Origin of the sequence: Burkholderia sp. Ax-1720 (assembly GCF_011753035.1) — a bacterium.
Classification (GTDB): domain Bacteria; phylum Pseudomonadota; class Gammaproteobacteria; order Burkholderiales; family Burkholderiaceae; genus Burkholderia; species Burkholderia gladioli.
Genome location: NZ_VWWK01000107.1, coordinates 1 through 24,925 on the forward strand (window position 1 = coordinate 1; position 24,925 = coordinate 24,925).

Annotated in this window: 23 protein-coding genes; 21 read left to right on the forward strand and 2 right to left on the reverse strand. The window is 66.6% G+C overall.

Translation table 11 applies throughout. The features are described from left to right. The 3 genes from F3J18_RS24835 to F3J18_RS24845 form a co-directional block, all read left to right on the forward strand. Positions 1-522 (forward strand): peptidoglycan DD-metalloendopeptidase family protein (locus F3J18_RS24835; RefSeq protein ID WP_240156437.1); only part of this gene is annotated, 522 nt, incomplete at its 5' end. 11 nt (positions 523-533) lie between these two features. Then, positions 534-1,634 carry an RNA polymerase sigma factor RpoS gene (gene rpoS / locus F3J18_RS24840; protein WP_025097651.1) on the forward strand — a complete coding sequence of 367 codons (1,101 nt, stop codon included), beginning with the start codon at positions 534-536 and terminating at the stop codon, positions 1,632-1,634. Positions 1,635-1,656: 22 nt separating this feature from the next. Beyond that, on the forward strand, positions 1,657-2,433 hold the full coding sequence (locus tag F3J18_RS24845; protein ID WP_013698253.1) for a 3'-5' exonuclease: 777 nt from the start codon (positions 1,657-1,659) through the stop codon (positions 2,431-2,433). Between the two features lie 98 nt (positions 2,434-2,531). Here F3J18_RS24845 and F3J18_RS24850 read toward each other — a convergent pair whose 3' ends face one another. Further along, the gene (locus F3J18_RS24850) at positions 2,532-3,401 is read right to left on the reverse strand and encodes an endonuclease/exonuclease/phosphatase family protein (RefSeq protein WP_166914750.1); all 870 of its coding nucleotides are present in this window, start codon (positions 3,399-3,401) and stop codon (positions 2,532-2,534) included. 73 nt (positions 3,402-3,474) lie between these two features. Here F3J18_RS24850 and rlmD point away from each other — a divergent pair, with 73 nt between their 5' ends. Beyond that, entirely contained in the window at positions 3,475-4,869 is a 1,395-nt protein-coding gene (rlmD, locus tag F3J18_RS24855; protein ID WP_096748745.1) for a 23S rRNA (uracil(1939)-C(5))-methyltransferase RlmD, read from the forward strand. Between the two features lie 73 nt (positions 4,870-4,942). Here the strand turns inward: rlmD and F3J18_RS24860 are convergent, their stop codons facing one another. Further along, the gene (locus F3J18_RS24860) at positions 4,943-5,641 is read right to left on the reverse strand and encodes a Bax inhibitor-1/YccA family protein (protein WP_036039602.1); all 699 of its coding nucleotides are present in this window, start codon (positions 5,639-5,641) and stop codon (positions 4,943-4,945) included. Between the two features lie 271 nt (positions 5,642-5,912). Here F3J18_RS24860 and ndk point away from each other — a divergent pair, with 271 nt between their 5' ends. The 17 genes from ndk to F3J18_RS24945 all read left to right on the forward strand — a co-directional run bounded on the left by ndk (position 5,913) and on the right by F3J18_RS24945 (position 24,671). After that, complete coding sequence (ndk, locus tag F3J18_RS24865; protein ID WP_013698249.1) at positions 5,913-6,338, forward strand: nucleoside-diphosphate kinase; 426 nt, start codon at positions 5,913-5,915, stop codon at positions 6,336-6,338. 41 nt (positions 6,339-6,379) lie between these two features. After that, entirely contained in the window at positions 6,380-7,516 is a 1,137-nt protein-coding gene (gene rlmN, locus F3J18_RS24870) for a 23S rRNA (adenine(2503)-C(2))-methyltransferase RlmN (RefSeq protein WP_013698248.1), read from the forward strand. A 132-nt stretch (positions 7,517-7,648) separates the two neighbouring features. After that, entirely contained in the window at positions 7,649-8,677 is a 1,029-nt protein-coding gene (locus F3J18_RS24875) for a RodZ domain-containing protein (protein WP_166914752.1), read from the forward strand. Between the two features lie 88 nt (positions 8,678-8,765). Beyond that, positions 8,766-10,070 (forward strand): flavodoxin-dependent (E)-4-hydroxy-3-methylbut-2-enyl-diphosphate synthase, encoded by a 1,305-nt coding sequence (gene ispG / locus F3J18_RS24880; RefSeq protein ID WP_025097656.1) that lies wholly within the window; start codon positions 8,766-8,768, stop codon positions 10,068-10,070. Between the two features lie 18 nt (positions 10,071-10,088). Next, the gene (gene hisS / locus F3J18_RS24885) at positions 10,089-11,423 is read left to right on the forward strand and encodes a histidine--tRNA ligase (RefSeq protein WP_025097657.1); all 1,335 of its coding nucleotides are present in this window, start codon (positions 10,089-10,091) and stop codon (positions 11,421-11,423) included. A gap of 50 nt (positions 11,424-11,473) precedes the next feature. Then, complete coding sequence (locus F3J18_RS24890; protein WP_025097658.1) at positions 11,474-12,103, forward strand: tetratricopeptide repeat protein; 630 nt, start codon at positions 11,474-11,476, stop codon at positions 12,101-12,103. Positions 12,104-12,146: 43 nt separating this feature from the next. Then, entirely contained in the window at positions 12,147-13,292 is a 1,146-nt protein-coding gene (bamB, locus tag F3J18_RS24895) for an outer membrane protein assembly factor BamB (protein ID WP_166914754.1), read from the forward strand. A gap of 273 nt (positions 13,293-13,565) precedes the next feature. Next, positions 13,566-14,912 carry a ribosome biogenesis GTPase Der gene (gene der / locus F3J18_RS24900; RefSeq protein WP_013698242.1) on the forward strand — a complete coding sequence of 449 codons (1,347 nt, stop codon included), beginning with the start codon at positions 13,566-13,568 and terminating at the stop codon, positions 14,910-14,912. A 122-nt stretch (positions 14,913-15,034) separates the two neighbouring features. Further along, complete coding sequence (hfq, locus tag F3J18_RS24905; protein WP_006399927.1) at positions 15,035-15,274, forward strand: RNA chaperone Hfq; 240 nt, start codon at positions 15,035-15,037, stop codon at positions 15,272-15,274. 72 nt (positions 15,275-15,346) lie between these two features. Further along, the gene (gene hflX, locus F3J18_RS24910; RefSeq protein ID WP_205195562.1) at positions 15,347-16,534 is read left to right on the forward strand and encodes a GTPase HflX; all 1,188 of its coding nucleotides are present in this window, start codon (positions 15,347-15,349) and stop codon (positions 16,532-16,534) included. Between the two features lie 49 nt (positions 16,535-16,583). Next, positions 16,584-17,972 carry an FtsH protease activity modulator HflK gene (hflK, locus tag F3J18_RS24915; protein ID WP_166914758.1) on the forward strand — a complete coding sequence of 463 codons (1,389 nt, stop codon included), beginning with the start codon at positions 16,584-16,586 and terminating at the stop codon, positions 17,970-17,972. 15 nt (positions 17,973-17,987) lie between these two features. Then, positions 17,988-18,893: a protease modulator HflC gene (locus tag F3J18_RS24920; protein ID WP_025097662.1), complete on the forward strand. Its 906-nt coding sequence runs from the start codon at positions 17,988-17,990 to the stop codon at positions 18,891-18,893. 42 nt (positions 18,894-18,935) lie between these two features. Further along, positions 18,936-19,127 (forward strand): DUF2065 domain-containing protein, encoded by a 192-nt coding sequence (locus F3J18_RS24925; protein WP_025097663.1) that lies wholly within the window; start codon positions 18,936-18,938, stop codon positions 19,125-19,127. A gap of 184 nt (positions 19,128-19,311) precedes the next feature. Continuing rightward, on the forward strand, positions 19,312-20,460 hold the full coding sequence (locus F3J18_RS24930) for an ATP phosphoribosyltransferase regulatory subunit (protein ID WP_025097664.1): 1,149 nt from the start codon (positions 19,312-19,314) through the stop codon (positions 20,458-20,460). 112 nt (positions 20,461-20,572) lie between these two features. After that, positions 20,573-21,919, forward strand: coding sequence for an adenylosuccinate synthase (locus F3J18_RS24935; RefSeq protein ID WP_025097665.1), 1,347 nt, complete (start codon positions 20,573-20,575; stop codon positions 21,917-21,919). Positions 21,920-21,933: 14 nt separating this feature from the next. Next, a complete protein-coding gene (locus tag F3J18_RS24940; protein WP_025097666.1) occupies positions 21,934-22,536 on the forward strand; it encodes a phosphoribosyltransferase in 603 nt (200 codons plus the stop codon). Between the two features lie 242 nt (positions 22,537-22,778). Then, positions 22,779-24,671, forward strand: coding sequence for a potassium transporter Kup (locus tag F3J18_RS24945; RefSeq protein ID WP_025097667.1), 1,893 nt, complete (start codon positions 22,779-22,781; stop codon positions 24,669-24,671). The last annotated feature ends 254 nt before the right edge of the window (positions 24,672-24,925 follow it).

Consider the following 24,925-nt stretch of genomic DNA (forward strand, 5'->3'; position numbering starts at 1 on the left):
TTCGTGTCGACCGTGACGGGCGCCAGGCTCGACGGCACCGCGCTCGACGCGCGCTACTGGTGGCGCAACATCCGCGAGCCGGTGCGTTTCGGCGACGGCATCGCGAGCCTGATCGCCGACGGCGCGCCGGCCGATGCCGGCAGCGCGGGCCCGAGCTCGGTCAGTTTCGCCTGGCCGGTGCGCGGCCCGATCCTGAACCAGTTCGACGATTCGAAGAACAAGGGCGTCAATATCGGCGGCGCGGCGGGCACGCCCGTCAAGGCGGCCGCCGACGGGCGCGTGGTCTATGCCGGCAATGGCCTGCGCGGCTACGGCAACCTCATTATCGTCAAGCACGACGCAACCTATCTCACGGCGTATGCACACAACCGCGCTTTGATGGTAAAAGAGGGAGATTCCGTCACGAAAGGCCAGAAGATCGCCGAGATGGGTAACAGCGATTCCGACCGCGTGATGTTGCATTTCGAGGTTCGCCGGCAGGGTAAACCTGTCGATCCGCTGAAGTACCTGCCGCCTCAATAGACGAGACGACCATGCCGAAATCGAAGCGCCACGAGCCGCAAGCCGAGTCTGAGAAAATCAGTCGTGCCACGCAAGCATCGGTGGGGCGGTCTGGTGCTTCGAGGGACGACGATGACGATGCCGCAGAGAACGAACGCGACTACGAAGCGCGCGAGTCCGACGCGGAGGAATCGGAGGGTAGCGAGCGCGAATCGGGCAGCGGCCGCCGCGAAAGCGCCCCGGAGGCCGACGATTTCCGCGCCATGCTGCAGGCGGAACTGACCGCCGACACGATCCAGCATTACCTGAACCGCATCAGCGTCAAGCCGCTGCTGACCGTCGAGGAGGAGCAGCGCTATTCGCGGCTGGCCAAGGCCGGCGAATTCGAGGCGCGGCAGGTCATGATCGAGCGCAATCTGCGGCTGGTGGTGAGCATCGCCAAGGGCTACCTGAACCGCGGCGTGCCGCTCCTGGACCTGATCGAGGAAGGCAATCTGGGCCTGATGCACGCGATCGAGAAGTTCGACCCGACGCGCGGTTTCCGTTTCTCGACCTACGCGACCTGGTGGATCCGGCAGAGCATCGAGCGCGCCATCATGAACCAGGCGCGCACCGTGCGGCTGCCGGTGCACGTGATCCGCGAACTGAACCAGGTACTGCGCGCCAAGCGTCACCTGGAAAAGAATTCGATGTCGACGGGCGAGGCGGCCGAGCGCCGCGAGGCCAGCATCGACGACATCGCCTACCTGACCGGCAAGACAGCCGAGGAAGTCACCGACATCCTCGCGCTGAACGAGCACACCGCCTCGCTCGACGCGCCGCTCGACCTGGACCCGGCGAGCAGCCTGCTGGACCTGCTGCCCGACGACCAGAGCCAGTCGCCCGATGCCGAGGTCCAGCATCGCGAGCTCGAGACGCTCACGCGCGCGTGGCTGTCGCGCCTGTCCGACAAGCACCGCCATGTGATCGAGCGGCGTTTCGGCCTGAACAACATCGAGCCGGCCACGCTCGAGGAGCTGGCCGACGAGATGGGCCTGACGCGCGAACGCGTGCGGCAGATCCAGCAGGAAGCGCTGGTGCGGCTGAAGCGGTTTTTTGCCTCCAATGGCGTTCGCAAGGACGCCGTTCTGTAAAGCGCGGTTCCGTAACTGATTCATGACTCCAATTCTGGTTTTTGACATCGAGACGATTCCCGATGTCGACGGCATTCGCCGTCTCGAAGATCTTCCCGCCGACCTCAGCGACGAGGAAGTGGCCGAACATGCGTTCGAGGCCCGCCGCGAAAAGACGGGCGGCGATTTCCTGCCGCATCACCTGCAACGGGTGGCGGCGATCTCCTGCGTATTCCGCGACAAGAGCGGCTTTCGTGTGCGCTCGCTCGGTACCGCCGCGGACGGCGAGGCCGCGCTGATCCAGTCCTTCTACCGGACCATCGAGAAATACACGCCGCAGCTCGTGTCGTGGAACGGCGGCGGCTTCGACCTGCCGGTGCTCCATTACCGTGCGCTGGTGCACGGCATCGCGGCGCCGCGATACTGGGACATGGGCGAGGACGATCGCGAGTTCAAGTGGAACAACTATCTGTCGCGCTACCACACGCGGCATACCGACCTGATGGATCTGCTGGCGCTGTACCAGCCGCGCGCGAACGCGCCGCTCGACGCGCTGGCCAAGCTGTGCGGGTTCCCGGGCAAGCTGGGGATGGACGGCGGGCAGGTCTGGGAGGCGTATCGCGCGGGCGAGCTCGAGGCGATCCGTAATTATTGCGAGACCGACGTCGTCAATACCTATCTGCTGTACTGCCGCTTCCAGATGATGCGCGGCGGCCTCACCGCGGTCGAATACGCGGACGAGGTGCAGCTCGTGAAGGACAGCCTGGTGGCCGAGCCGGCGCCGCATTGGGCCGAATACCTGGCGGCATTTCCCAAATAATCCCGCGCTTGGTGACGGAAGGCGAATCGGGACGGCGAATCGATTCCGATGAATCGATTCGCCGTTTTTCATTGTGCGTCCCCGGGCGCGCGACCCGCTCAGTCGCGCAATTCGAGCAGGATCGGCTGGTGATCGGAGGCGCGTGTCGTGCTGTCGATCTCGCAGCGCACGATCCGCTCGCGCAGCGTTTCGGTCACGAACACGAAGTCGCAGGTCAGCGAGCCTTGCTGCCACTGCTGCGTGTCGTAGACGCCGGCCGTCGGCGGTGGCGTCTCGCCGGGATGGGCGTGCATCCAGGCATCGACGAAAGCCGGTGCGCCGTCGATCGGGGCCAGCAGGCGCCGGTAGGCATCGTCGCGCCAGGCGCTGTTGAAGTCCCCGCAGACGACCGCGTCGCGTGCCCGCGCCGATGCCGTGAAGGCGCTGCCGGTCTTTTCGGCGGAGGCGGGGTGCCGCGCGTGGTCGATCGCCTCGCGATGCTGCTCGCGCAAGGCCTCGACCTGGGCCATGCGCTGCGCCCCGGAATAGAACTCCAGGTGGGTGGTGACGACCCGCAGCGGGCCGTGTGCGGTCTGCAGGTTCGCCTCGAGCGCCACGCGAGGCATCGACGGCACGCTGTCGTCGGCAGGCCAGGGCAGCGTGTGGCGCAGGATCCGCCCCACCGGCAGGCGCGTGGCGATGGCGTTGCCGAACTGGCGCCGCGGCGCGCCGGCGGCTGCTTGGCCAGGATCGGGCGGCAGGTCGACGGCGAGCGCCTCGATCACCGTGTAGCCGGGCAGCAGCGCGGCCAGTTCGGCGAACTGGTCCGCCCCGGGACCGCCGGGCAGGCTGTCGAAGCCGCGCGTGAGTTCCTGCAGGCACAGCACGTCGAAGTCGGCGAGTGCACGCGCTTCGGCCACGGTGCGGCCAAGATCGACGCGACCGCTCGCGTCCCGGCCCCATTGAACGTTCCAGTTGATCAGTTGCATGGCGAATCTCCAATGCGGGGCGGCCATTCGTCTACAATCTCGCCTTCCCACAAACGAATGTCAGGAAAAGCTGGTGTCTGAAGCCGCCCACACTCCCGCGCGCAAGTCCCGGAACGCGCCCGTCGTGCAAGTCAGCGCGCCCATCGAGATCGAATCGCTCGACCACGAGGCGCGCGGCGTCGGCCGCATCGTGAACGAGGACGGCGAGTCCGGCAAGGTGATCTTCGTCGAGGGCGCGCTGCCGGGCGAGCGCGTCACCTATTCGAGCTATCGCCGCAAGGCCAGCTACGAGCAGGCCACCCTGGTCGAAGTGTTGCGCCCGAGCGTGATGCGCAGCGAGCCGAAGTGCCAGTTCTACGGTACCTGCGGGGGCTGCTCGATGCAGCATCTCGACGTGCGTGCGCAGGTCGCGATCAAGCAGCGCGTGCTCGAGGACAATCTGTGGCATCTCGCCAAGCTGCGCTCGGAGGCGATGTTCTCGCCGATCCACGGGCCGTCGTGGGGCTATCGTTATCGCGCGCGGCTGACCGTGCGCAACGTCGCGAAGAAGGGCGGCGTGCTGGTCGGTTTCCATGAGAAGAAGAGCAGCTACGTGGCCGACATGACCAGCTGCGAGGTGCTGCCGCCGCACGTTTCGGCCCTGCTCGTGCCGCTGCGCCGGCTGGTCGAGGGGCTCTCGATCAGCGATCGCATGCCGCAGATCGAACTGGCGGTCGGCTCGAGCGTGACCGCGCTGGTGCTGCGCGTGCTCGAACCGATCAACGCAGCCGACGAGGCGCTGCTGCGCGAGTTCGCCGATGCCCACCAGGTGCAGTTCTGGCTGCAGCCGAAGGGGCCGGATTCGGTGTTCCCGTTCTACCCGCTCGACAAGTCGCTCGATTACACGCTGCCGGAATTCAACATCCGCATGCCGTTCAAGCCGACCGACTTCACCCAGGTCAACCATCAGATCAATCGCGTGCTGGTCGGCCGCGCGCTGCGCCTGCTCGCGCCGCGCCGCGAGGACCGCGTGCTCGACCTGTTCTGCGGGATCGGCAACTTCACCCTGCCGCTGGCGCGCCTGTCGCGCGAGGTGGTGGGGATCGAGGGCAGCGAGGCGCTGACCACGCGCGCCCTGGCCAATGCCAAGGAGAACGGCGTCGACGGCCATACCTCGTTCGCCTGCCGCAACCTGTTCGAGGTGACGGCCGACGACCTGCGTGCCCTCGGCGCATTCGACAAGTTCCTGGTCGATCCGCCGCGCGAAGGCGCGCTGGCCGTCTCGAAGGCGCTGGCCGAGATCGCGCAGAGCGGCGAAGGCCCCTTGCCGAAGCGGATCGTCTACGTCTCCTGCAACCCGGCCACGCTGGCGCGCGACGCCGGCCTGCTGGTGCACGAGGCCGGCTATCGGCTGCGCGGCGCGGGCGTCGTCAACATGTTCCCCAATACCTCGCACGTCGAATCGATCGCGGTATTCGAGCGCGACTGAGCCGATCTCGAACGGGCATGAAAAAACCGGCCCGAAGGCCGGTTTTTCTTGATCCGCATCGCGGTGATTCCGCTCAGTTGCGGTTGCCGCCGAAGATGCCGAGCAGGGCGAGCAGGTTGGTGAAGACGTTGTACAGGTCGAGGTAGATCGCCAGCGTGGCCGTGATGTAGTTCGTCTCGCCGCCGTTCACCACGCGCTGCACGTCGAACAGCATGTAGGCCGAGAAGATCACGATTGCCAGCACCGACACCGTCAGCATCAGCGCCGGCAGGTGCAGGAACATGTTGGCGACCGAAGCCAGGATCAGCACGATCACGCCGACGAACAGCCATTTGCCCAGTCCCGAGAAATCGCGCTTGCTGACCGTGGCGACGGTGGCCATCGCGGCGAAGATCACGCCGGTGCCACCGAAGGCGAGCATGATCAGCGACGGGCCGTTCGAGAAGCCGAGGATGAAGCTGAGCAGGCGTGACAGCATCAGGCCCATGAAGAACGTGAAGCCGAGCAGCACGAACACGCCGGCGCTGCTGTTCTTGGTGCGCTCGATCGCGAACATGAAGCCGAAGGCGATCGCGAAGAAGGCCAGCAGGCTCATCATCGGGCTGGTGGCTGCGAACAGCGAGAAACCGGTCGCGACCCCGACCCAGGCGCCGAGCACGGTCGGGATCATCGAGAGCGCGAGCAGCCAGTAAGTATTCCGCAGCACGCGGTTGCGGGTTTCGGCCGAGGCCAGCGTACCGCCGCGACCGAAGTTGTACGGATAGTCGTTCATGGTTTCTCCTAGCATGGAACGTGACAGCGATCGGGAACCGGATGCATCGCGATGCGCTGCAGCAATCCGGGCGCCGCACTGCATAAGATCGGTTTGCCGGCCCAAGGTTTCAAGGGCCGCCGAGCAAGAAAACACGGGCGACGCGCAAGTGTCAGCATACCCGGTTTTCGACCTTACGATTGTGTAAGGGTTCAATCGCTATGATACACGGGAACGTGTTACAATAGCGGATTCATTTGAAAACGTAACTTCTTAATTTCTTGGAGTTTTTATGGCAATCGAGCGCACCCTGTCGATCATCAAGCCGGATGCAGTGGCAAAGAACGTGATCGGTCAGATCTACAGCCGTTTCGAAGGCGCTGGCCTGAAGGTCGTCGCGGCTCGTATGGCGCACCTGTCGCGCGGTGAGGCAGAGCAGTTCTACGCTGTCCACGCAGCACGTCCGTTCTTCAAGGACCTGGTCGACTTCATGATCTCGGGCCCGGTGATGATCCAGGTTCTGGAAGGCGAGAACGCCATTCTGAAGAACCGCGACCTGATGGGCGCGACGGATCCGAAGAAGGCCGAAGCCGGTACCATCCGTGCCGATTTCGCCGACAGCATCGATGCCAACGCCGTGCACGGCTCGGACGCGCCGGAAACGGCCGCCGTCGAAATCTCGTTCTTCTTCGCCGGCCTGAACGTCTACTCGCGCTAAGCGGGTAACGGAATCCGGCGCACGCGGCAAGGCAGGGCACCATGACGAGCGAAACTTCCGTCAATCTTCTCGACTTCGACGCCGAAGGCCTCGTCGCGTATTGCGGCAGCCTCGGCGAGAAGCCGTTTCGCGCCAAGCAGTTGCAGCGCTGGATTCATCAGTACAACGCCGCCGATTTCGACGGCATGACCGATCTTGCGAAGTCCTTGCGCGAAAAGCTCAAGGGCCGCGCGATGATCGGCATGCCCGAGATCGCCAGCGATCACGTCTCGTCGGACGGCACGCGCAAGTGGCTGATCGACGTGGGCAACGGCAACGCGGTCGAGACCGTGTTCATTCCGGAAGAAACGCGCGGCACGCTGTGCGTGTCCTCGCAGGCCGGGTGTGCCGTGAACTGTCGGTTCTGTTCGACAGGCAAGCAGGGTTTTTCGCGCAATCTCTCGACGGCTGAAATCGTCGGACAATTGCGCATGGCGGAATTCGCGCTGCGCGAATCGCTCGGGCGTGCCCCCGGGCCGAACGGCAAGGCCGATCGCGTCGTCACCAATGTGGTGATGATGGGCATGGGCGAGCCGCTGCTCAATTACAGCGCGGTGGTGCCGGCCATGCGGCTGATGCTCGACGACAACGCCTACGGGCTGTCGCGGCGCCGCGTGACGCTCTCCACCTCGGGCGTGGTGCCGATGATGGACCGCCTCGGCGCCGAACTGCCGGTGGCGCTGGCGGTGTCGCTGCATGCGCCGAACGATGCGCTGCGCGACGAACTGGTGCCGCTCAACAAGAAGTACCCGCTGCGGGAGCTGATGGCCGCATGTCAGCGCTATCTGACCGTCGCGCCGCGGGATTTCATCACATTCGAATACTGCATGCTCGACGGCGTCAACGACACCGACGCGCATGCGCGCGAGTTGCTCGCGGTGACCCGCGACGTGCCGTGCAAATTCAATCTGATCCCGTTCAATCCGTTCCCGGAATCGGGGCTGCTTCGCTCGAAGAACGAGCGGATCAAGCAGTTCTCGCAGATCCTGATCGATGCCGGCGTCGTCACGACCGTGCGCAAGACGCGCGGCGATGACATCGACGCCGCCTGCGGTCAGCTTGCCGGCGCCGTGAAGGACCGCACGCGCCTGGCGGAACGGACGGGAGCGGGCAAGATCATCGAAGTCCGGGCTGTCTGACGGGGAAGTCCGGGCGACGCGAAAGCGATCCGGGGTGGGCTTGGCCCGCCTCTGTTTAACGGTTGCGCTTCGGCGCCGGGCGATGCGCCGGCGCGGTCGCGCAAGTGAAGAAGAATCGACGCGAGGATTAGGATGAGCGAGCCGCAACCGCCAAGAGGCACAGAGACGAACGCCGAGCACAAGCCGGCGTCGGCGGGGTTGGAGTCGTTGGCGGCGGTCGGGGCGCGCCTCGCGCAGCTGCGCGAGGCAAAGGGTTGGTCGGTGGCGGACGTATCCTCTCGCCTGAAGGTGGCGGCGCCGAAGCTGCGCGCGCTGGAGGCCGGCGATATCAGCCAGATGCCGGGCGCGACCTTCGCGGCTGGCGTGGTGCGCAGCTACGCGAAGATGCTTGGCGTCGATCCGGAGCCGTTCGCGCAGGCGCTGCGTCGTGAGAAGGGCGTGCCGGAGGTCGATCTGTCGATGCCGGCCTCGGCCGGTACCGGCCTGCCGCGCGGCCGCGTCTCGATTCCGCTCGGTGCGCCCACGCGCGGTCGCACCTGGCTGTGGGGCGTGCTGGCGGTGATCGTGGTGTTGATCGCGGCGGCGATGTGGCATTCGAGCGGCGATTCCGCGAACTGGCTCGCGCGCTTCAAGTCCAATACCGGCGCGGCATCGCCGGCCGCCTCGGAAGCCGGGCAGGCTTCCTCGGTGGCGGCCCAGGCGGCAGCCACCTCCGATACCACCGCGATCGCGGTGGGTGGTTCTACGGTGACGGGCGGTGTCGCCTCGGATGCCGGTGCGAGTGCCGGCGGCAATGCGTCGGCCACGAACGACGCTGGCGCTTCGGCCGCGGCGCCGGCCCAGTCCGGGTCGTCGGCGGTGGCGCCGGCCGCGGCATCGTCGGCCGATGGCGCGAGCGTTGTCGCGGCCGCCGGCCAGTCGGTGCTCGGCATCACGGTCAAGCAGGATTGCTGGGTCAGCGTGCGTGACAAGAGCGGCAAGGAACTCGCGTCGGCCCTCGTGAAGGCCGGCGAGACGCGCCAAGTGGCGGGCGATACGCCGCTGCGCGTGACGATCGGCAACCGGGCCGGCCTCGAGTCGGTCACGTTCGACGGAAAAATCGTCGATCCGGCAAAATATTCGGCGGGTAAGGGCAACGTCGCGCGCTTCGCGCTGCCCTGACAGCTAGCGTCGTGGCTGACCGGGCACGACGCTTTTTCAATTCGCGCGCCGTCCGCGGGCGGCGCTTCCGGCGTAAATGGATCCAACGATGCAATCCGAAGCTCAATCCCCACGCAGCAGCCAGATTTGTTCCACCGAACCGGTGTTCGGCGGCTCCTTGCCGCGCCGCCGCTCGCACGCGGTGGATGTCCGTTGGGGCGGGAACCTGGTGACGATCGGCGGCGACGCGCCCGTGCGCGTGCAGTCGATGACCAATACCGATACCGCCGACGCGATCGGCACCGCGATCCAGATCAAGGAACTGGCCAACGCGGGGTCGGAGCTGGTCCGGATCACTGTGAACACGCCCGAGGCCGCGGCCGCCGTGCCGGCGGTCCGTGAGCAACTCGACCGGATGGGCGTCGCGGTGCCGCTGGTGGGCGACTTCCATTACAACGGCCACCTGCTGCTGCGCGACTACCCGGCCTGCGCCGAATCGCTCTCGAAGTACCGCATCAACCCGGGCAACGTCGGCCAGGGCGCCAAGCGCGACACGCAGTTCGCGCAGATGATCGAGGCTGCCGCCAAGTACGACAAGCCGGTGCGCATCGGCGTGAACTGGGGCAGCCTGGACCAGGACCTGCTCGCGCGCATGATGGACGAGAACGCTGCGCGCAGCGCCCCCTGGGACGCGCAGAGCGTGATGTACGAGGCACTGATCCAATCGGCGATCGGCTCGGCCGAGCGCGCCGTCGAACTGGGCCTCGGTCGCGACAAGATCATCCTGTCCTGCAAGGTCAGCGGCGTGCAGGACCTGATCGCCGTCTACCGCGAACTGGCCAAGCGCTGCGGCTTCGCGCTGCACCTGGGCCTGACCGAGGCCGGCATGGGCTCGAAGGGCATTGTCGCCTCGACGGCGGCGCTCGGCGTGCTGCTGCAGGAAGGCATCGGCGACACGATCCGCATCTCGCTGACGCCGGAGCCGGGCGCGCCGCGTACCGGCGAGGTGGTGGTCGGCCAGGAAATCCTGCAGACCATGGGCCTGCGTTCGTTCGCGCCGATGGTGATCGCCTGCCCGGGCTGCGGCCGTACCACCAGCACGCTGTTCCAGGAACTGGCGATGCAGATCCAGACCTACCTGCGCGAGCAGATGCCGTCCTGGCGCAAGACCTACCCGGGCGTCGAGAAGATGAACGTCGCGGTGATGGGCTGCATCGTCAACGGGCCGGGCGAGTCGAAGCACGCCAACATCGGCATCAGCCTGCCGGGCTCGGGCGAGAATCCGGCCGCGCCCGTGTTCATCGACGGCGAGAAGGTCAAGACGCTGCGCGGCGAGCGCATCGCCGAGGAATTCCAGCAAATCGTGAGCGACTACGTCGCGCGCAACTACGGCCAGGCAACGGCCGAGCAATAAATCGTCAACCGAAATCAGATGACCGAAACCAAGCGAAAGCTCGAAAAACTGACGGGCGTGAAGGGCATGAACGACATCCTCCCGCAGGATGCCGGACTGTGGGAATTCTTCGAGTCGACCGTGAAGTCGCTGCTGCGCGCCTACGGCTACCAGAACATCCGCACCCCGATCGTCGAGCATACGCAACTGTTCACGCGCGGCATCGGCGAAGTGACCGACATCGTCGAGAAGGAGATGTACAGCTTCACCGACGCGCTGAACGGCGAGAACCTGACCCTGCGTCCGGAGAACACCGCCGCCGTGGTGCGTGCCGCGATCGAGCACAACCTGCTGTATGACGGCCCGAAGCGCCTCTGGTACGTCGGCCCGATGTTCCGCCACGAGCGTCCGCAGCGAGGCCGCTATCGCCAGTTCCACCAGGTCGGCGTGGAAGCGATCGGTTTTGCCGGCCCGGATGCGGACGCGGAAATCATCATGATGTGCCAGCGCCTGTGGGATGACCTGGGCCTGACCGGCATCAAGCTCGAGATCAACTCGCTCGGCCTGGCCGAGGAGCGCGCCGCGCACCGCGTCGAGCTGATCAAGTACCTCGAGCAGCACGTCGAGGTGCTCGACGAGGATGCCAAGCGCCGTCTCTACACGAACCCGCTGCGCGTGCTCGACACCAAGAATCCGGCCCTGCAGGCGATCGCGCAGAACGCGCCGAAGCTGATCGACTTCCTCGGCGAGAGCTCGCGCGCGCACTTCGACGGGCTGCAGCGCCTGCTGAAGGCCAACAACGTGCCGTTCACGATCAATCCGCGCCTGGTGCGCGGCCTCGATTACTACAACCTGACCGTGTTCGAATGGGTGACCGACAAGCTCGGCGCGCAGGGCACGGTGGCCGCTGGCGGCCGCTACGACCCGCTGATCGAGCAACTCGGCGGCAAGCCGACGGCGGCCTGCGGCTGGGCGATGGGCGTCGAGCGGATCCTCGAACTGCTCAAGGAAGAGCAGCTCGTGCCGGAGCAGGACGGCGTCGACGTCTATCTCGTCCACCAGGGCGAGGCGGCGCGCGAACAGGCCTTCATCATCGGCGAGCGCCTGCGCGACACCGGCCTCGACGTGATCTTCCACTGCAGCGCCGACGGCGCGAGCGCCAGCTTCAAGTCGCAGATGAAGCGCGCCGACGCGAGCGGCGCCGCCTACGCGGTGATCCTCGGCGAGGACGAGGTCGCCAACGGCACGGCCGGCGTGAAGGCCTTGCGCGGCGCGGAAGGCGAAAAGAGCGCGCAGCAGACGGTAACGGTCGAGAACTTGACCGAATTTCTAATCAATGCGATGGTTGCATCCGCCGAAGACGGCGACGACTGATCGCGGCGCATCCGCTCGACAACAAGCTGGACAGAAGGAATCGCTAGGCGATGAGTTATCACGACGAACAAGAATCGATTGAAAGCGTAAAAGCGTGGTGGGCCCGCTGGGGCAACCTGACGACCTGGATCCTGACTGCCGTGCTCGTCGTCGTCGCGGCCTGGAACGGCTGGAATTTCTGGCAGCGCCATCAGGCCTCCGAAGCTTCCGGGCTGTACGAGGCGGTGCAGCAGGCCGTCACCTCCGGCGACAAGGCGAAGATCGCGCGCGCGGCCGCCGACATGGAAGACAAGTACGGCGGCACCGCCTATGCGCAGATGACGGCGCTGGCGGCGGCCAAGGGCCTGTACATGGCGGGCGATTCGGCCGGCGCCAAGACCCAGTTGCAATGGGCGATCGATCACGCGAAGGACGACGAGTACAAGCAGATCGCGAAGCTGCGCCTGGCTTCGCTGCTGCTCGACGAGAAGGCCTATGACGCCGGCCTGGCGCTGCTCAACGGCACGTCCGACGAAGGCTTCAAGGGTCTCGTCGCGGACCGGCGCGGCGACCTGCTGGCGGCGCAGGGCAAGCGCGACGACGCGCGCTCGGCCTACCAGCTCGCGCTCGACTCGCTGCCGAAGGAAGACCAGCGCGCGCGCCAGCTCGTGCAGTTCAAGCTCGACGCGCTCGGTAGCTGAGCGTCCACGCTCGTTCCACAACCCTAGATAGCTTCGCTCACCGATGAATTTGCTGAAACGTAACGCTCTTCCGATCGCCTGTGCCGCTGCCATTCTCGCGCTGTCGGCTTGCTCGGCCACCAAGGACGCGCGCCGCGTGCCGACGCCGCTCACCGAGATCAAGCCCGTGCTCAATGTCCAGCAGGCGTGGAAGACGAGCGTCGGCAAGGGCGGGCGCTATTCGTTCTCGCCGATCGCGGTCGGCGACGCGGTGTACGCCGCGGCCACCAACGGCACGGTCGAGAAGATCGATGCCAAGACCGGCCAGACCGTGTGGCGCACCAAGCTGCGCTCGGACCTGTCGGCCGGCGTCGGCAGCGACGGCACGCTGACCGCGGTCGGCGCGCTCAAGGGCGGCGTGTTCGTGCTCGGCGCGGACGGCAAGCAGCTCTGGCAGACCAACGTGCAGGGCGAGATCTTCTCGCCGCCGCTGGTCGGCAACGGCCTGGTGATCGTGCGCACCATCGACGGCCAGGTGATCGCCTTCGCCGCGCAGACCGGCGAGCAGAAGTGGGTCTACCGCAGCCGCGCGGTGCCGCTGAACCTGCGCGTGTCGGCCGGCATGACCTTCGCGGGCGACCAGGCCGTGCTGGCCGGTTTCCCCGGCGGCGGGCTGGTGGCCATCAACCTGCAGTCGGGCGACGCCTTCTGGCAGACGCCCGTGTCGTTCCCGAAGGGCGTGACCGAGGTCGAGCGGATCAACGACGTCAGCGGCCCGCCCACCCTGGTCGGCGCGCTGTCCTGCGCGGTCACGTTCCAGGGGCAGATCGGCTGCTTCGACGCGAACTCGGGCCGTCCGCTCTGGGAGAAGGCTTTCTCGAGCCGCAGCGGCGTGGCGCAGGACGATACCGTGCTGGCTGGCGGCGACGACTGGTCGGTGGTCACGGCCTACGACGTGTCGACCGGCAACCAGCTCTGGCGCAACGACAAGCTTAAGAGTCGCGATGTCGGCGTGCCTTACCTGCTCGGCCATGCGCTGGTGCTCGGCGACTACAAGGGTTTCGTCCACTTCCTGTCGCGTGACGACGGTTCCTTCGTCGCGCGCATGAAGACGGACGGCAGCCCGATCACGGCGGCGCCGGTGCTGGCCGGCGACACGCTGGTGGTGCAGACGCAGGACGGCGAGCTGTACGGCTTCCGTCCGCGCTGAGCGATCGGTTTGGAATTGCGCGGCCCGGCGCCCGATGGCGCGGGCCGCGCGTGTTTTTTTGGCGTGGCGATTGCTGCCGATGCCCCCGAGCGGATGGGGCCGGCGCGCTGCCCGGGCGGCATGCCGCCGTGTTCACGCGTCGCGCGAGTCGCACGCGAGCGCCCGTCGCGGCGCGGAATTCGTGCTAATTTTCATTCAACGCAGCCGCCCGTCGCAGCGCATCTCGCGCGCGGCAGGTCTCCCGCTCCTGCGTAATACCGTAGACGACATCAAATGAAACCGGTCATTGCCCTCGTCGGGCGCCCCAATGTGGGGAAATCCACGCTGTTCAACCGGCTCACACGCTCGCGCGACGCCCTCGTCGCCGACCTGCCGGGCCTCACGCGCGACCGCCATTACGGCGAGGGCCGGGCTGGCGCGCGCCCTTACCTGGTGGTCGACACGGGCGGCTTCGAGCCGGTCGCGAAGGACGGGATCCTGCACGAAATGGCGCGCCAGACGCGCCAGGCGGTCGAGGAAGCCGACGTGGTGGTGTTCATCGTCGACGGCCGCAACGGGCTCGCGCCGCAGGACAAGTCGATCGCCGACTACCTGCGCAAGACTGGTCGACCGATCTTCCTGGTGGTCAACAAGGCCGAGGGCATGAAGTACACGGCGGTCGCCTCCGACTTCTACGAGCTCGGCATGGGCGACCCGCGCGCGATCTCGGCCGCGCACGGCGACGGCGTGACCGACATGATCAACGAGGCGCTGGAAGTCGCCTACGCCGGCCAGCCTGAGGAAGCCGACGATACCCAGGCCTCGCGCGGCGTGAAGATTGCCATCGTGGGCCGCCCGAACGTCGGCAAGTCGACGCTGGTCAACACGCTGATCGGCGAGGACCGCGTGATCGCCTTCGACATGCCGGGTACCACGCGCGATTCGATCTACGTCGACTTCGAGCGCAACGGCAAGCCCTACACGCTGATCGACACGGCCGGCTTGCGCCGTCGCGGCAAGGTGTTCGAGGCGATCGAGAAATTCTCGGTGGTGAAGACGCTGCAGTCGATCTCCGACGCCAACGTCGTCATTCTTCTGCTGGATGCGCAGCAGGACATCTCCGACCAGGACGCGCACATCGCCGGCTTCGTGGTGGAGCAGGGCCGCGCGCTGGTGGTGGGCGTGAACAAGTGGGACGGGCTCGATGCCCACACGCGCGATCGCACCAAGGCGGACCTGACCCGCAAGCTGAAATTCCTCGAATTCGCCAAGTTCCACTTCATCTCGGCGGCCGAGAAGACCGGCATCGGCCCGCTGCTGCGCTCGGTCGACGACGCCTATGCCGCCGCCATGAAGAAGCTGCCGACGCCGAAGCTCACGCGCGCGCTGATCGAGGCGGTCGAATTCCAGCAGCCGCGCCGTCGCGGTCCGGTCCGGCCGAAGCTGCGCTATGCGCACCAGGGCGGCCAGAATCCGCCCGTGATCGTGGTCCACGGCAATGCGCTCGACGCCGTCACCGAAACCTACAAGCGCTATCTCGAGAATCGTTTCCGGGAAACTTTCGCGCTGACCGGCACTCCATTGCGAATAGAGTTCCGCTCCTCGGTGAACCCCTACGCGGACAAGGGGCGCGGCGACTAGACCGAACGGCCGGCCCCGGAGCAGGGGAAGCAAAATCGGCTATAGTGTAGCGATTGACGGTGGATCTCTTTTTCTTCACCGCCAATCTAGAAGATCAACCTGCAAAAAAGATGGAGTACGCCATGAGCAACAAAGGGCAATTGTTACAAGACCCGTTTTTGAACGCACTGCGTAAGGAGCATGTGCCGGTGTCGATCTACCTCGTCAACGGCATCAAGCTGCAAGGGAACATCGAATCGTTCGACCAGTACGTCGTGTTGCTCCGTAACACGGTTACCCAGATGGTTTACAAGCACGCTATCTCGACGGTCGTGCCGGCGCGCCCGGTGAATTTCCACCCGGATGCGGAAGCTTCGTCCTAACCCGATTGCCGCGGCTGGCGTCCGTCGCCGCCGGCGATCCACGCCAGCCGCCTTATCTTGACACCCGATAATTTGATCAACGCAGCGTTAGTCGGCATCGATTTCGGCAAGACCGATTTCGAGGCCAGCCTCGAAGAACTCAGCCTGCTCGCCTCCAGCGCGGGCGCCCGCCCCGCAGTCACGCTCACCGGTCGACGCTCCAGCCCCGACGCCGCCATGTTCATCGGCAGCGGCAAGGCCGAGGAATTGCGCCTGGCCTGCGACGCCAACGACGTCGACATCGTCATCTTCAACCACCCGCTCGCCCCCGCCCAGCAGCGCAATCTCGAGCGCACGCTGAACCGCCGCGTGGTGGACCGCACCAGCCTGATCCTCGACATCTTCGCGCAGCGCGCGCGCAGCCACGAAGGCAAGCTGCAGGTCGAGCTGGCGCAACTGCAGTACCTGTCGACGCGGCTGATCCGCGCCTGGACCCACCTGGAGCGGCAGAAAGGCGGTATCGGCCTGCGCGGCCCCGGCGAAACGCAGCTCGAAACCGACCGCCGGCTGATCGGCGAGCGCATCAAGATGCTGAAGTCGCGGCTCGACAAGCTGCGCCGCCAGCACAACACGCAGCGCCGCCAACGCGAGCGCAACCGCACCATGTCGGTGTCGCTGGTGGGCTACACGAACGCGGGCAAATCGACGCTGTTCAATGCGCTGACCAAGGCGCAGGCCTATGCGGCCGACCAGCTGTTCGCCACGCTCGACACCACCTCGCGACGTGTCTATCTCGGCGACGAGGTCGGCCAGATCGTGGTGTCCGACACGGTCGGCTTCATCCGCGAGCTGCCTCACCAACTGGTGGCCGCGTTCCGCGCCACGCTCGAGGAAACCATTCACGCCGACTTGCTGCTGCACGTGGTCGACGCCTCCAGCGCGGTTCGGCTCGAGCAGATCGAGCAGGTCAACGACGTGCTGCACGAGATCGGCGCGGACGCGATCCGGCAGGTGCTGGTATTCAACAAGATCGACGCGATGCCCGAGCTGGCGGCCCGCGGCGACGCGGTCGAGCGCGATGAGTATGGTAATATTTCGCGCGTCTTTTTGAGCGCACGCACGGGCCAGGGGCTCGATACGCTGCGTGCCGCCATTGCCGAAATCGCGAGCAGCGATGCGCTTGCCGGCACGGGGTTGCTGCCCGAGCGCGACGTTCGGTTCGATGGCAACGCGCTGACCGAACCGCACGACGACCACACGGTTTCCGAACACGGGCACTGACCGGCAGCCTGCCGGCACAGTCGAGGCCCAATCTGGTGAACAAACTCAGGTGAACGATTACAACGAGCGGAGTTCCTGGCTGCGCAAGCGCCCGATGCTGTCGATCAACGATCCCCGCTGGGGTCGCGGCGAGGGCAATGGCGACAAGTCCCGCAAGAACGACCCGAAGCGTCCGCCGCCCGACGGCGAAGGCCCCCCCGATCTCGACGAAATGTGGCGCAATTTCAACCGGCGCCTGGCTGGCCTGTTCGGCGGCAAGGGCGGCGGCGGCAATCGCGGCTTTCGCCCCGACAACGGCCGCGCGGCGAGGGTTGGCGTCGGCATCGTGATCGGCGTGCTGGTCGCCGTTTATGCCGGCAGCGGCGTGTTCGTGGTGCCCGACGGCCAGACCGGCGTGGTGCTGCAGTTCGGCGAATCTCGCGGCACGGTCGGCCAGGGCGTTCACTGGCGCCTGCCGTATCCGTTCGAGTCGCACGAGATCGTCGATACCGCCCAGATCCACGCCACCGAGATCGGTCGCAACAACGTGGTGCGCGTGGCGAATGTGAAGGACGCCTCGATGCTCACGCGCGATGGCGACATCGTCGACGTGCGCTTCATCGTCCAGTACCGGATCCGCTCCGCCACCGACTACCTGTTCCGAACCGTCGATCCCGAGCTTGCCGTGCGCCAGTCGGCGCAGGCGGCGATTCGTCGCATCGTGGGCGCCGCGGCGGCCAGCGAAGTGACGGGCGCCGATCGCGACAAGCTGCGCGATCAATTGAGCGCGGCGATCCAGGGCGATCTCGACCGCGAGCAGACGGGCCTGATGGTGACGGGCGTGGTGATTCAGGCCGCGCAACTGCCCGAGCAGGTGCAGGCGGCGGTCGACGAGATCGGCAAGGCGCGCCAGGAGCGCGAGGCGGCCAGGAATGCGGCGCAGGCCTATGCCGACGATCTGCTGCCGCGCGCGCGCGGCGATGCCGCCAAGCTGGTCGATGATGCGAAGGCCTATGCCGATCGCGTCGTGACGCAGGCACAGGGCGACGCGGATCGCTACAAGCAGGTCTACGCGCAATACGAGAAGGCGCCGGCGGTGGTGCGCGAGCGCATGTACCTCGACACCATGCAGGACATCTACTCGAAGGCCACCAAGGTCTATATCGGCAGCAAGAGCGGCAACAGCCTGGTCTACCTGCCGATCGACAAGATCGTCGAGCAGCAGCGCCAGCGCGCGGCCGAAGCCGCCAGCGGCGCCGCGCCGGTCGCCGCCGGCCAGCCGGCCAGCGCACCCGATGTGGGCAACACCGCGCCGGCATCCTCCGGTGCCACCGCGGCATCGGTGAGCGCCGCGCCGGCCGCGAGCGCCGCCAATGCCGCCAGCGCGGCGCCCGGCAACGATCCGCTGCGATCGCGCGAGGCGTTCCGCAGCCGGTCGCGCGAAGACGATCTGCAGTAAAGGGGAGCGCCACACATGAATCGAATCGTTGCGCTCGTCATTGCGCTTGTGGTGGTCGCGTTCGTCGCGTCGTCCACCGTGTTCATCGTCGATCCGCGTCATGCGGCGGTGCTGTCGGCCCGCGGCGACGGCGAACCGACCGTGCTGGGCCCTGGCCTGCACGCGAAGCTGCCGGCGCCGCTGCAGACGGCCGTGCTGGTCGACACGCGCCTGCAGACGCTCGAATGGGCCGATCCGCAAAGCTGCACCACGGCCGACAAGCAGGACGTGCTGGTCAGCCCGGCGGTGCGCTACCGGATCGCCGATCCGCTCAAGTACTACGCGAAGACCGAAGGCGGCCTGCGCGATGCGGTGGATCCGCTGCTGGCGTCGCTTAAGGGCGCGCTGACGCAGGCGTTCTCGACGCGCTCGCTGGTCGATGCGATCGGCGCGCAACAGGCCATCGCCGACGAAGCCAAGCGTTCGCTGCAAACCGCGGCGGCCGACTACGGCGTCGAGATCGCCGACGTGTCGCTGCTGCGCGTGGACCTGCCCGCCGCCGCGGCCGAAGCTGCCTATCGCCGCATGTCGGTGGCCGAGCGCGAGCGTGCCGATACCGAGCGCGCCGAAGGCGCGGCCGACGCGGAGCGCATCAAGGCCGAGGCGGGCCGCCAGCAACAGCAGATCCTCGCGGACGGCTACCAGTCGGCCCAGCAGATCAAGGGCGAGGGCGACGCGAAGGCCGCCTCGATCGCTGGCGAAGCCTTCGGCCGCGATCCGCAGTTCTACCAGTTCTATGCAAGCCTGCAGGCGTACCGGAACACCTTCCATGCGAACGATGTGATCGTCGTCGACCCGGACAGCGAGTTCTTCCGCTTCATGCGCAGCCCGACGGGCGGCGGTGCTTCCGCGGCGCCGGCTCCCGCTCCCCGCAAACACTGACGCTGAGAAGGGGCGCCGCCTCGCGCGGCGCATCGATACCGCATGGATCTGGCCGGTTCGCTGTTGCTCGCTCTCGCGCTGATGCTGATCATCGAAGGCGCGTTCCCGTTCGTGTTTCCGGTCGCCTGGCGCGACACCTTTCGTAGAATAGCGGAGCGGCCGCCGCATCATATCCGGATCGGCGGCCTGATCGTGATGGTGATCGGCCTCGTGCTGCTCGTCTTCGCGACCTGACGTAGGGCCGTCGATCCGGCCCGTTTTCTCCTGTTTTGACCGATTCCGGCCCATCGGGCCGGATCGCGTCGCGCCGCGCGCGCCGCCGCCTCGCGTGCTGCGCCAAAGGCCCGGTATTTGCACCATCCGATTCCAAATCCGGCGCGCCAGCGCGCGCCGCAGTTTCTGTCGTAGGACCGTGACGATGTCGACCTGGTTACTTCCCGAGAATATTGCCGACGTGCTGCCGTCGGAAGCACGCAAGATCGAGGAGCTGCGTCGCAGGCTGCTCGACCGCTTCCGTTCGTATGGCTACGAAATGGTGATGCCGCCCCTGCTCGAGTATCTCGAGTCGCTGCTGACCGGCGGCGGCAACGATCTGCACCTGCGTACCTTCAAGCTCGTCGACGAGCTGTCGGGCCGAACCCTGGGCCTGCGTGCCGACATGACGCCGCAGGTCGCGCGGATCGACGCGCACCTGCTGAACCGCCAGGGCGTGACGCGCCTCTGCTACGCGGGCAACGTGCTGCATACGCGGCCGCGCGGCCTGCACGCGACGCGCGAGCAGATCCAGATCGGCGCCGAGCTGTACGGCCACGCCGGCCTCGAGGCCGATCTCGAGGTGCAGCAGTTGATGCTCGACGCGCTGCGCCTGACCGGCATCGGCACGATCCGCCTCGACCTCTGCCACGCCGGCGTGCTCAATGCGCTGTTCTCGCGCGACGCGGTGGCCGCCGCACGTGGCGAGACGCTGTACGGCGCGCTGGCCGGCAAGGACGTGCCGCTGCTGAACGAACTGACCGAGGATCTGGGGCCGGATACGCGCGCCGCCTTGCGCGCGCTGCCGCATCTGTACGGCGATGCCTCGGTGATCGACGAGGCACGTCGTCAGTTGCCGGCGCTGCCTGAAATCGCGCGCGCTCTCGACGATCTCGCGCAGCTCGCGGCCCAGGTGCAGGGCGCCGAGGTCGCGATCGACCTGGCCGACCTGCGCGGCTACGCCTATCACAGCGGCGCGATGTTCTCGGCCTACGTCGACGGCGTGCCGAACGCGGTGGCGCGTGGCGGCCGTTACGACCACGTCGGGCAGGCCTATGGCCGCGCCCGCCCGGCCACCGGCTTCTCGCTGGACCTGCGCGAAATCGCGCGAATCTCGCCGATCGAGGCACGCGGCACGGCGATCCTCGCGCCCTGGCGCCAGGACGAGGCGCTGCGCGTGGCGGTGGCCGCGCTGCGGGATGCGGGCGAGGTCGTGATCCAGGCGCTGCCGGGGCACGATCACGTGCTCGACGAGTTCGCCTGCGACCGCGTGCTGGTCGAGCAGGGCGGCGCGTGGCTCGTCCAGACCCGCTGAAACAAGCGCGGCGCGGATGTTTCGGGTGCCATATCGTTGACGCGAAACGGAAAAATTCGGAACCCGCGCCGAACCTAGGTAGAATACGTTTTTAACCAGCTAACGAATCAACATGTCTGCCAGCGCAGTGAATGTGACTCCCGGGCGCAACGTCGTCGTCGTGGGAACCCAGTGGGGAGATGAAGGCAAGGGCAAGATCGTCGACTGGCTGACGGACCACGCTCACGGCGTCGTGCGTTTCCAGGGCGGTCACAACGCCGGCCACACCCTCATCATCGGCGGCAAGAAAACCATCTTGCGCCTCATTCCTTCCGGCATCATGCGCGCGGGCACGGCCTGCTACATCGGCAACGGCGTGGTGCTGTCGCCCGAGGCGCTGTTCAAGGAAATCGGCGAGCTGGAAGAAGCGGGCATCGACGTGCGTTCGCGCCTGTTCATCTCCGAAGCCGCCACGCTGATCCTCCCTTACCACGTCGCGATCGACCAGGCGCGCGAAGCGCGCCGCGGCGCCGGCAAGATCGGCACCACCGGCCGCGGCATCGGCCCCGCGTACGAAGACAAGGTCGGCCGCCGCGCGCTGCGCGTGCAGGACCTGTTCGACGCGAAGACCTTCGCCGATCGCCTGCGCGAGAACCTCGACTTCCACAACTTCGTGCTGACCCAGTATCTCGGCGGCGCGGCCGTCGATTTCCAGGCCACGCTCGACACGATGCTCGGTTATGCCGATCGTCTCAAGCCGATGGTCACCGATGTCTCGCGCCGCCTCTACGACGCGAACCATCAAGGCCAGAACCTGCTGTTCGAAGGCGCGCAAGGCACGCTGCTCGATATCGACCACGGCACCTATCCGTTCGTCACCTCGAGCAACTGCGTGGCCGGTGCGGCCGCGGCAGGCGCCGGCGTCGGCCCGCAGAAGCTCAACTACATCCTCGGCATCACCAAGGCCTATTGCACGCGCGTCGGCTCGGGCCCGTTCCCGAGCGAGCTCTACGACGCGGACAATCCCGCGCGCCAGAGCCAGGTCGGCCTGACGCTGGCCAACGTCGGCAAGGAATTCGGTTCGGTCACGGGCCGTCCGCGCCGCACCGGCTGGCTCGACGCGGCCGCGCTGCGCCGCTCGATCCAGATCAACGGCGTGTCGGGCCTCTGCATGACCAAGCTCGACGTTCTCGACGGTCTTGAGGAAGTGCAACTCTGCGTCGGCTACAAGATCGACGGCAAGGACGTCGACCTGCTGCCGCGCGGCGCGGCCGACGTGGCGCGCTGCGAGCCGGTCTACGAAACCTTCCCGGGCTGGAAGGAAAGCACGGTCGGCATCGATCGCTGGGATGCGCTGCCGGCGACGGCCCGCGCCTACCTGACGCGCGTCCAGGAAGTGGCTGGCGTGCCGATCGACATGGTGTCGACGGGCCCCGATCGCGACGAGACGATCCTGCTGCGTCATCCGTTCAAGGTCTGAGGTTCGCCCGCACGATGACGCAAGCCACGAATCATCACGGCGCTCCGATCGCCATGTCCGATCCTCGCAACGACGACAAGAACCTCTGGGTGGGCTGGGACGAATATCACCGGCTCGTCGAGCTGCTCGCGCTCGCGGTGCACGAATCGGGCTGGAAGTTCGACCAGATCCTCTGCCTCGCGCGCGGCGGCCTGCGCGTGGGCGACCAGCTCTCGCGCATCTACGACCTGCCGCTCGCGATTCTCGCGACCAGTTCGTATCGCGAGGCGGCCGGCACCCAGCAGGGCGATCTCGATATCGCGCAGTACATCACCATGACGCGCGGCAACCTGTCGGGCAACGTGCTGCTGGTCGACGACCTGGTCGATTCGGGCGTCACGCTCGCGCGCGTCCAGCAGCATCTGAAGGAGCGTTATCCGTCGGTCACGGCGGTGCGCTCGGCCGTGCTCTGGTACAAGGCCTGTTCGAAGGTCAAGCCCGACTACTTCGTCCAGCACCTGGCGACGAATCCCTGGATCCATCAGCCCTTCGAGGAGTGGGACACGCTGCGTCCCCACAACCTGGTGGCCTGGACCAAGCGCGGCTATACGCAGCGCAACGACGAGGCGGCGCAGTAAGCGACTCGCTCGACACGCCGCGCGAAGCGATCGCGCGGCGCACCGCATCGGCGCCCATGGGCGCCGATTTCATTTTGCGCGCCGGCGCCCAGTCTGCCGGCGCGCTTTCCGTCTAAACGGGGACGCATGCTACACTGGCCGCGCCGCGTCGCATCACGGCAACACCGCGAGGTGGCATTGCGACCCGGTCAGTCTAGAATAGCGCTCGTTTTTCCGACCCCAGAACGGAACGTTACGCTTCCATGACCGACACGAACCATTCGAACACACGCTCTTCCTCCTTGCAGGCTCTCGCCGTCGCGGCGATCGGCGTGGTGTTCGGCGATATCGGCACCAGCCCGCTCTATTCGCTGAAGGAGGCGTTCAGCCCGGCCCACGGGATCCCGCTGACGCAGGCCTCGATCCTCGGGGTGATCTCGCTGCTGTTCTGGGCCATCATGCTGGTGGTCGGCGTCAAGTACGTGCTGTTCGTGATGCGCGCCGACAACAACGGCGAGGGCGGCGTGCTGGCGCTGATGGCGCTGGCGCTGCGCTCGATCGAACCGCGCAGGAATGCCACCAGGATCCTCATGGCGCTCGGCATCTTCGGTGCCTGCATGTTCTACGGCGACGCGGTGATCACGCCGGCCATCTCGGTGATGTCGGCCGTCGAGGGCCTCGAGATCGCGACGCCGCAGTTGAGCCACATGGTGCTGCCGATCACGGTGGTGATCCTGATCGCGCTGTTCTGGATCCAGCGCCATGGCACCGCGATGGTCGGCAAGCTGTTCGGCCCGATCATGGTGATCTGGTTCCTGACGCTGGCCGCGCTCGGCATCTACCACATCGCGCGCGTGCCGATGGTGATCGCGGCGATCAATCCCTACTACGCCTTCTCCTTCATGTCGGCCCATGTGCTGCAGGCCTACGTGGTGCTCGGCTCGGTGGTGCTGGTGCTGACCGGCGCCGAGGCGCTCTACGCCGACATGGGCCACTTCGGCATGCGCCCGATCCGGCTCGCCGCCTACGTGCTGGTGATGCCCTCGCTGGTGCTGAACTACTTCGGCCAGGGCGCGCTGCTGATGCAGAATCCGAAGGCGATCGAGAACCCGTTCTTCCTGCTCGCGCCCGACTGGGCGCTGCTGCCGCTGGTGGTGCTGTCCACGGTGGCCACCGTGATCGCCTCGCAGGCGGTGATCTCGGGCGCCTATTCGCTGACCAGCCAGGCCATCCAGCTCGGCTACGTGCCGCGCATGAAGGTGCTGCACACCTCGGACCTGGCGATCGGGCAGATCTACGTGCCGGTGGTGAACTGGCTGCTGTTGTTCGTGATCCTCTGCATCGTGATCGGCTTCAAGTCCTCCGACAACCTGGCCGCCGCCTACGGCATCGCGGTGACCGCCACCATGGTGATCACCACCGTGCTGGCCGGTGTCGTGATGATCAATGTCTGGAAGTGGAACCGCCTGCTGGTGGCCGGCATCATCGGCGTGTTCATGATCATCGACCTCGGCTTCTTCGGCGCCAACCTGCTGAAGGTCGCGCAGGGCGGCTGGCTGCCGCTCGGCATCGGCGCGCTGCTGTTCTTCCTGCTGACCACCTGGTTCAAGGGCCGCCATATCGTCAAGGAGCGCACCGCCGCCGACGGCATTCCGCTCACGCCGTTCCTGCAGGGGCTGCTGGCGCATCCGCCGCATCGCGTCTCGGGTACCGCGATCTACCTGACCGGCAGCGACACGCTGGTGCCGGTGAGCCTGCTGCACAATCTCAAGCACAACAAGGTGCTGCACGAGCGCACGCTGTTCCTGACCTTCATCACGCGCGACATTCCCTATGTGCGAGACGAGGAGCGCGTGACGGTGCACGAGGCGGGCGGCGGGCTGTATATCGTCAAGGCCGAATACGGTTTCAACGAGACGCCCGACGTGAAGGCCGTGCTCGAGGACATCGGCCGCAAGCACGACATGTCCTTCGAGCTGATGGACACCTCGTTCTTCCTCGCGCGCGAGACGGTGGTGCCGACCCATCTGCCCGGCATGTCGATCTGGCGCGAGCGTGTGTTCGCCTGGATGCACCAGAACGCCGCGAAGCCGACCGACTTCTTCTCGATCCCGGCCAACCGCGTGGTCGAGCTCGGCACCAAGATCGAGATCTGAGGCTGGACGCAGCGGCGGCGCCGAGCACTGCTGCGGTTGCCGACCTCGACGAAGCCGCGCAAGCGCGCGGCTTTTTCTTTTGTACGCCCGCCATGAAAAAACCCGCATCCGGAGATGCGGGTTTTTCGTTTCCTGCGGGCTTCGAAGCCCAAGCCCGGGATTAGCGCTTGAGCTTGGCGAAGGCCGCCGCCATCGCGCCGGCCGGCTCCGGCTCGCGCGAGCGCTGCGGCCGGCCGCCCATGCCGCCGCGCGCC

Bases quoted from the DNA above. Each gene is read 5' to 3' on its own strand.
- rpoS (WP_025097651.1), top strand. From the start codon at position 534: ATGCCGAAATCGAAGCGCCACGAGCCGCAAGCCGAGTCTGAGAAAATC.
- hisS (WP_025097657.1), top strand. From the start codon at position 10,089: ATGACCGAAACCAAGCGAAAGCTCGAAAAACTGACGGGCGTGAAGGGC.
- F3J18_RS24945 (WP_025097667.1), top strand. From the start codon at position 22,779: ATGACCGACACGAACCATTCGAACACACGCTCTTCCTCCTTGCAGGCT.
- F3J18_RS24920 (WP_025097662.1), top strand. From the start codon at position 17,988: ATGAATCGAATCGTTGCGCTCGTCATTGCGCTTGTGGTGGTCGCGTTC.
- F3J18_RS24845 (WP_013698253.1), top strand. From the start codon at position 1,657: ATGACTCCAATTCTGGTTTTTGACATCGAGACGATTCCCGATGTCGAC.
- F3J18_RS24930 (WP_025097664.1), top strand. From the start codon at position 19,312: ATGTCGACCTGGTTACTTCCCGAGAATATTGCCGACGTGCTGCCGTCG.
- F3J18_RS24925 (WP_025097663.1), top strand. From the start codon at position 18,936: ATGGATCTGGCCGGTTCGCTGTTGCTCGCTCTCGCGCTGATGCTGATC.
- der (WP_013698242.1), top strand. From the start codon at position 13,566: ATGAAACCGGTCATTGCCCTCGTCGGGCGCCCCAATGTGGGGAAATCC.
- ispG (WP_025097656.1), top strand. From the start codon at position 8,766: ATGCAATCCGAAGCTCAATCCCCACGCAGCAGCCAGATTTGTTCCACC.
- F3J18_RS24940 (WP_025097666.1), top strand. From the start codon at position 21,934: ATGACGCAAGCCACGAATCATCACGGCGCTCCGATCGCCATGTCCGAT.
- F3J18_RS24875 (WP_166914752.1), top strand. From the start codon at position 7,649: ATGAGCGAGCCGCAACCGCCAAGAGGCACAGAGACGAACGCCGAGCAC.
- rlmN (WP_013698248.1), top strand. From the start codon at position 6,380: ATGACGAGCGAAACTTCCGTCAATCTTCTCGACTTCGACGCCGAAGGC.
- F3J18_RS24850 (WP_166914750.1), bottom strand. From the start codon at position 3,401: ATGCAACTGATCAACTGGAACGTTCAATGGGGCCGGGACGCGAGCGGT.
- hfq (WP_006399927.1), top strand. From the start codon at position 15,035: ATGAGCAACAAAGGGCAATTGTTACAAGACCCGTTTTTGAACGCACTG.
- F3J18_RS24860 (WP_036039602.1), bottom strand. From the start codon at position 5,641: ATGAACGACTATCCGTACAACTTCGGTCGCGGCGGTACGCTGGCCTCG.
- bamB (WP_166914754.1), top strand. From the start codon at position 12,147: ATGAATTTGCTGAAACGTAACGCTCTTCCGATCGCCTGTGCCGCTGCC.
- F3J18_RS24935 (WP_025097665.1), top strand. From the start codon at position 20,573: ATGTCTGCCAGCGCAGTGAATGTGACTCCCGGGCGCAACGTCGTCGTC.
- F3J18_RS24890 (WP_025097658.1), top strand. From the start codon at position 11,474: ATGAGTTATCACGACGAACAAGAATCGATTGAAAGCGTAAAAGCGTGG.
- ndk (WP_013698249.1), top strand. From the start codon at position 5,913: ATGGCAATCGAGCGCACCCTGTCGATCATCAAGCCGGATGCAGTGGCA.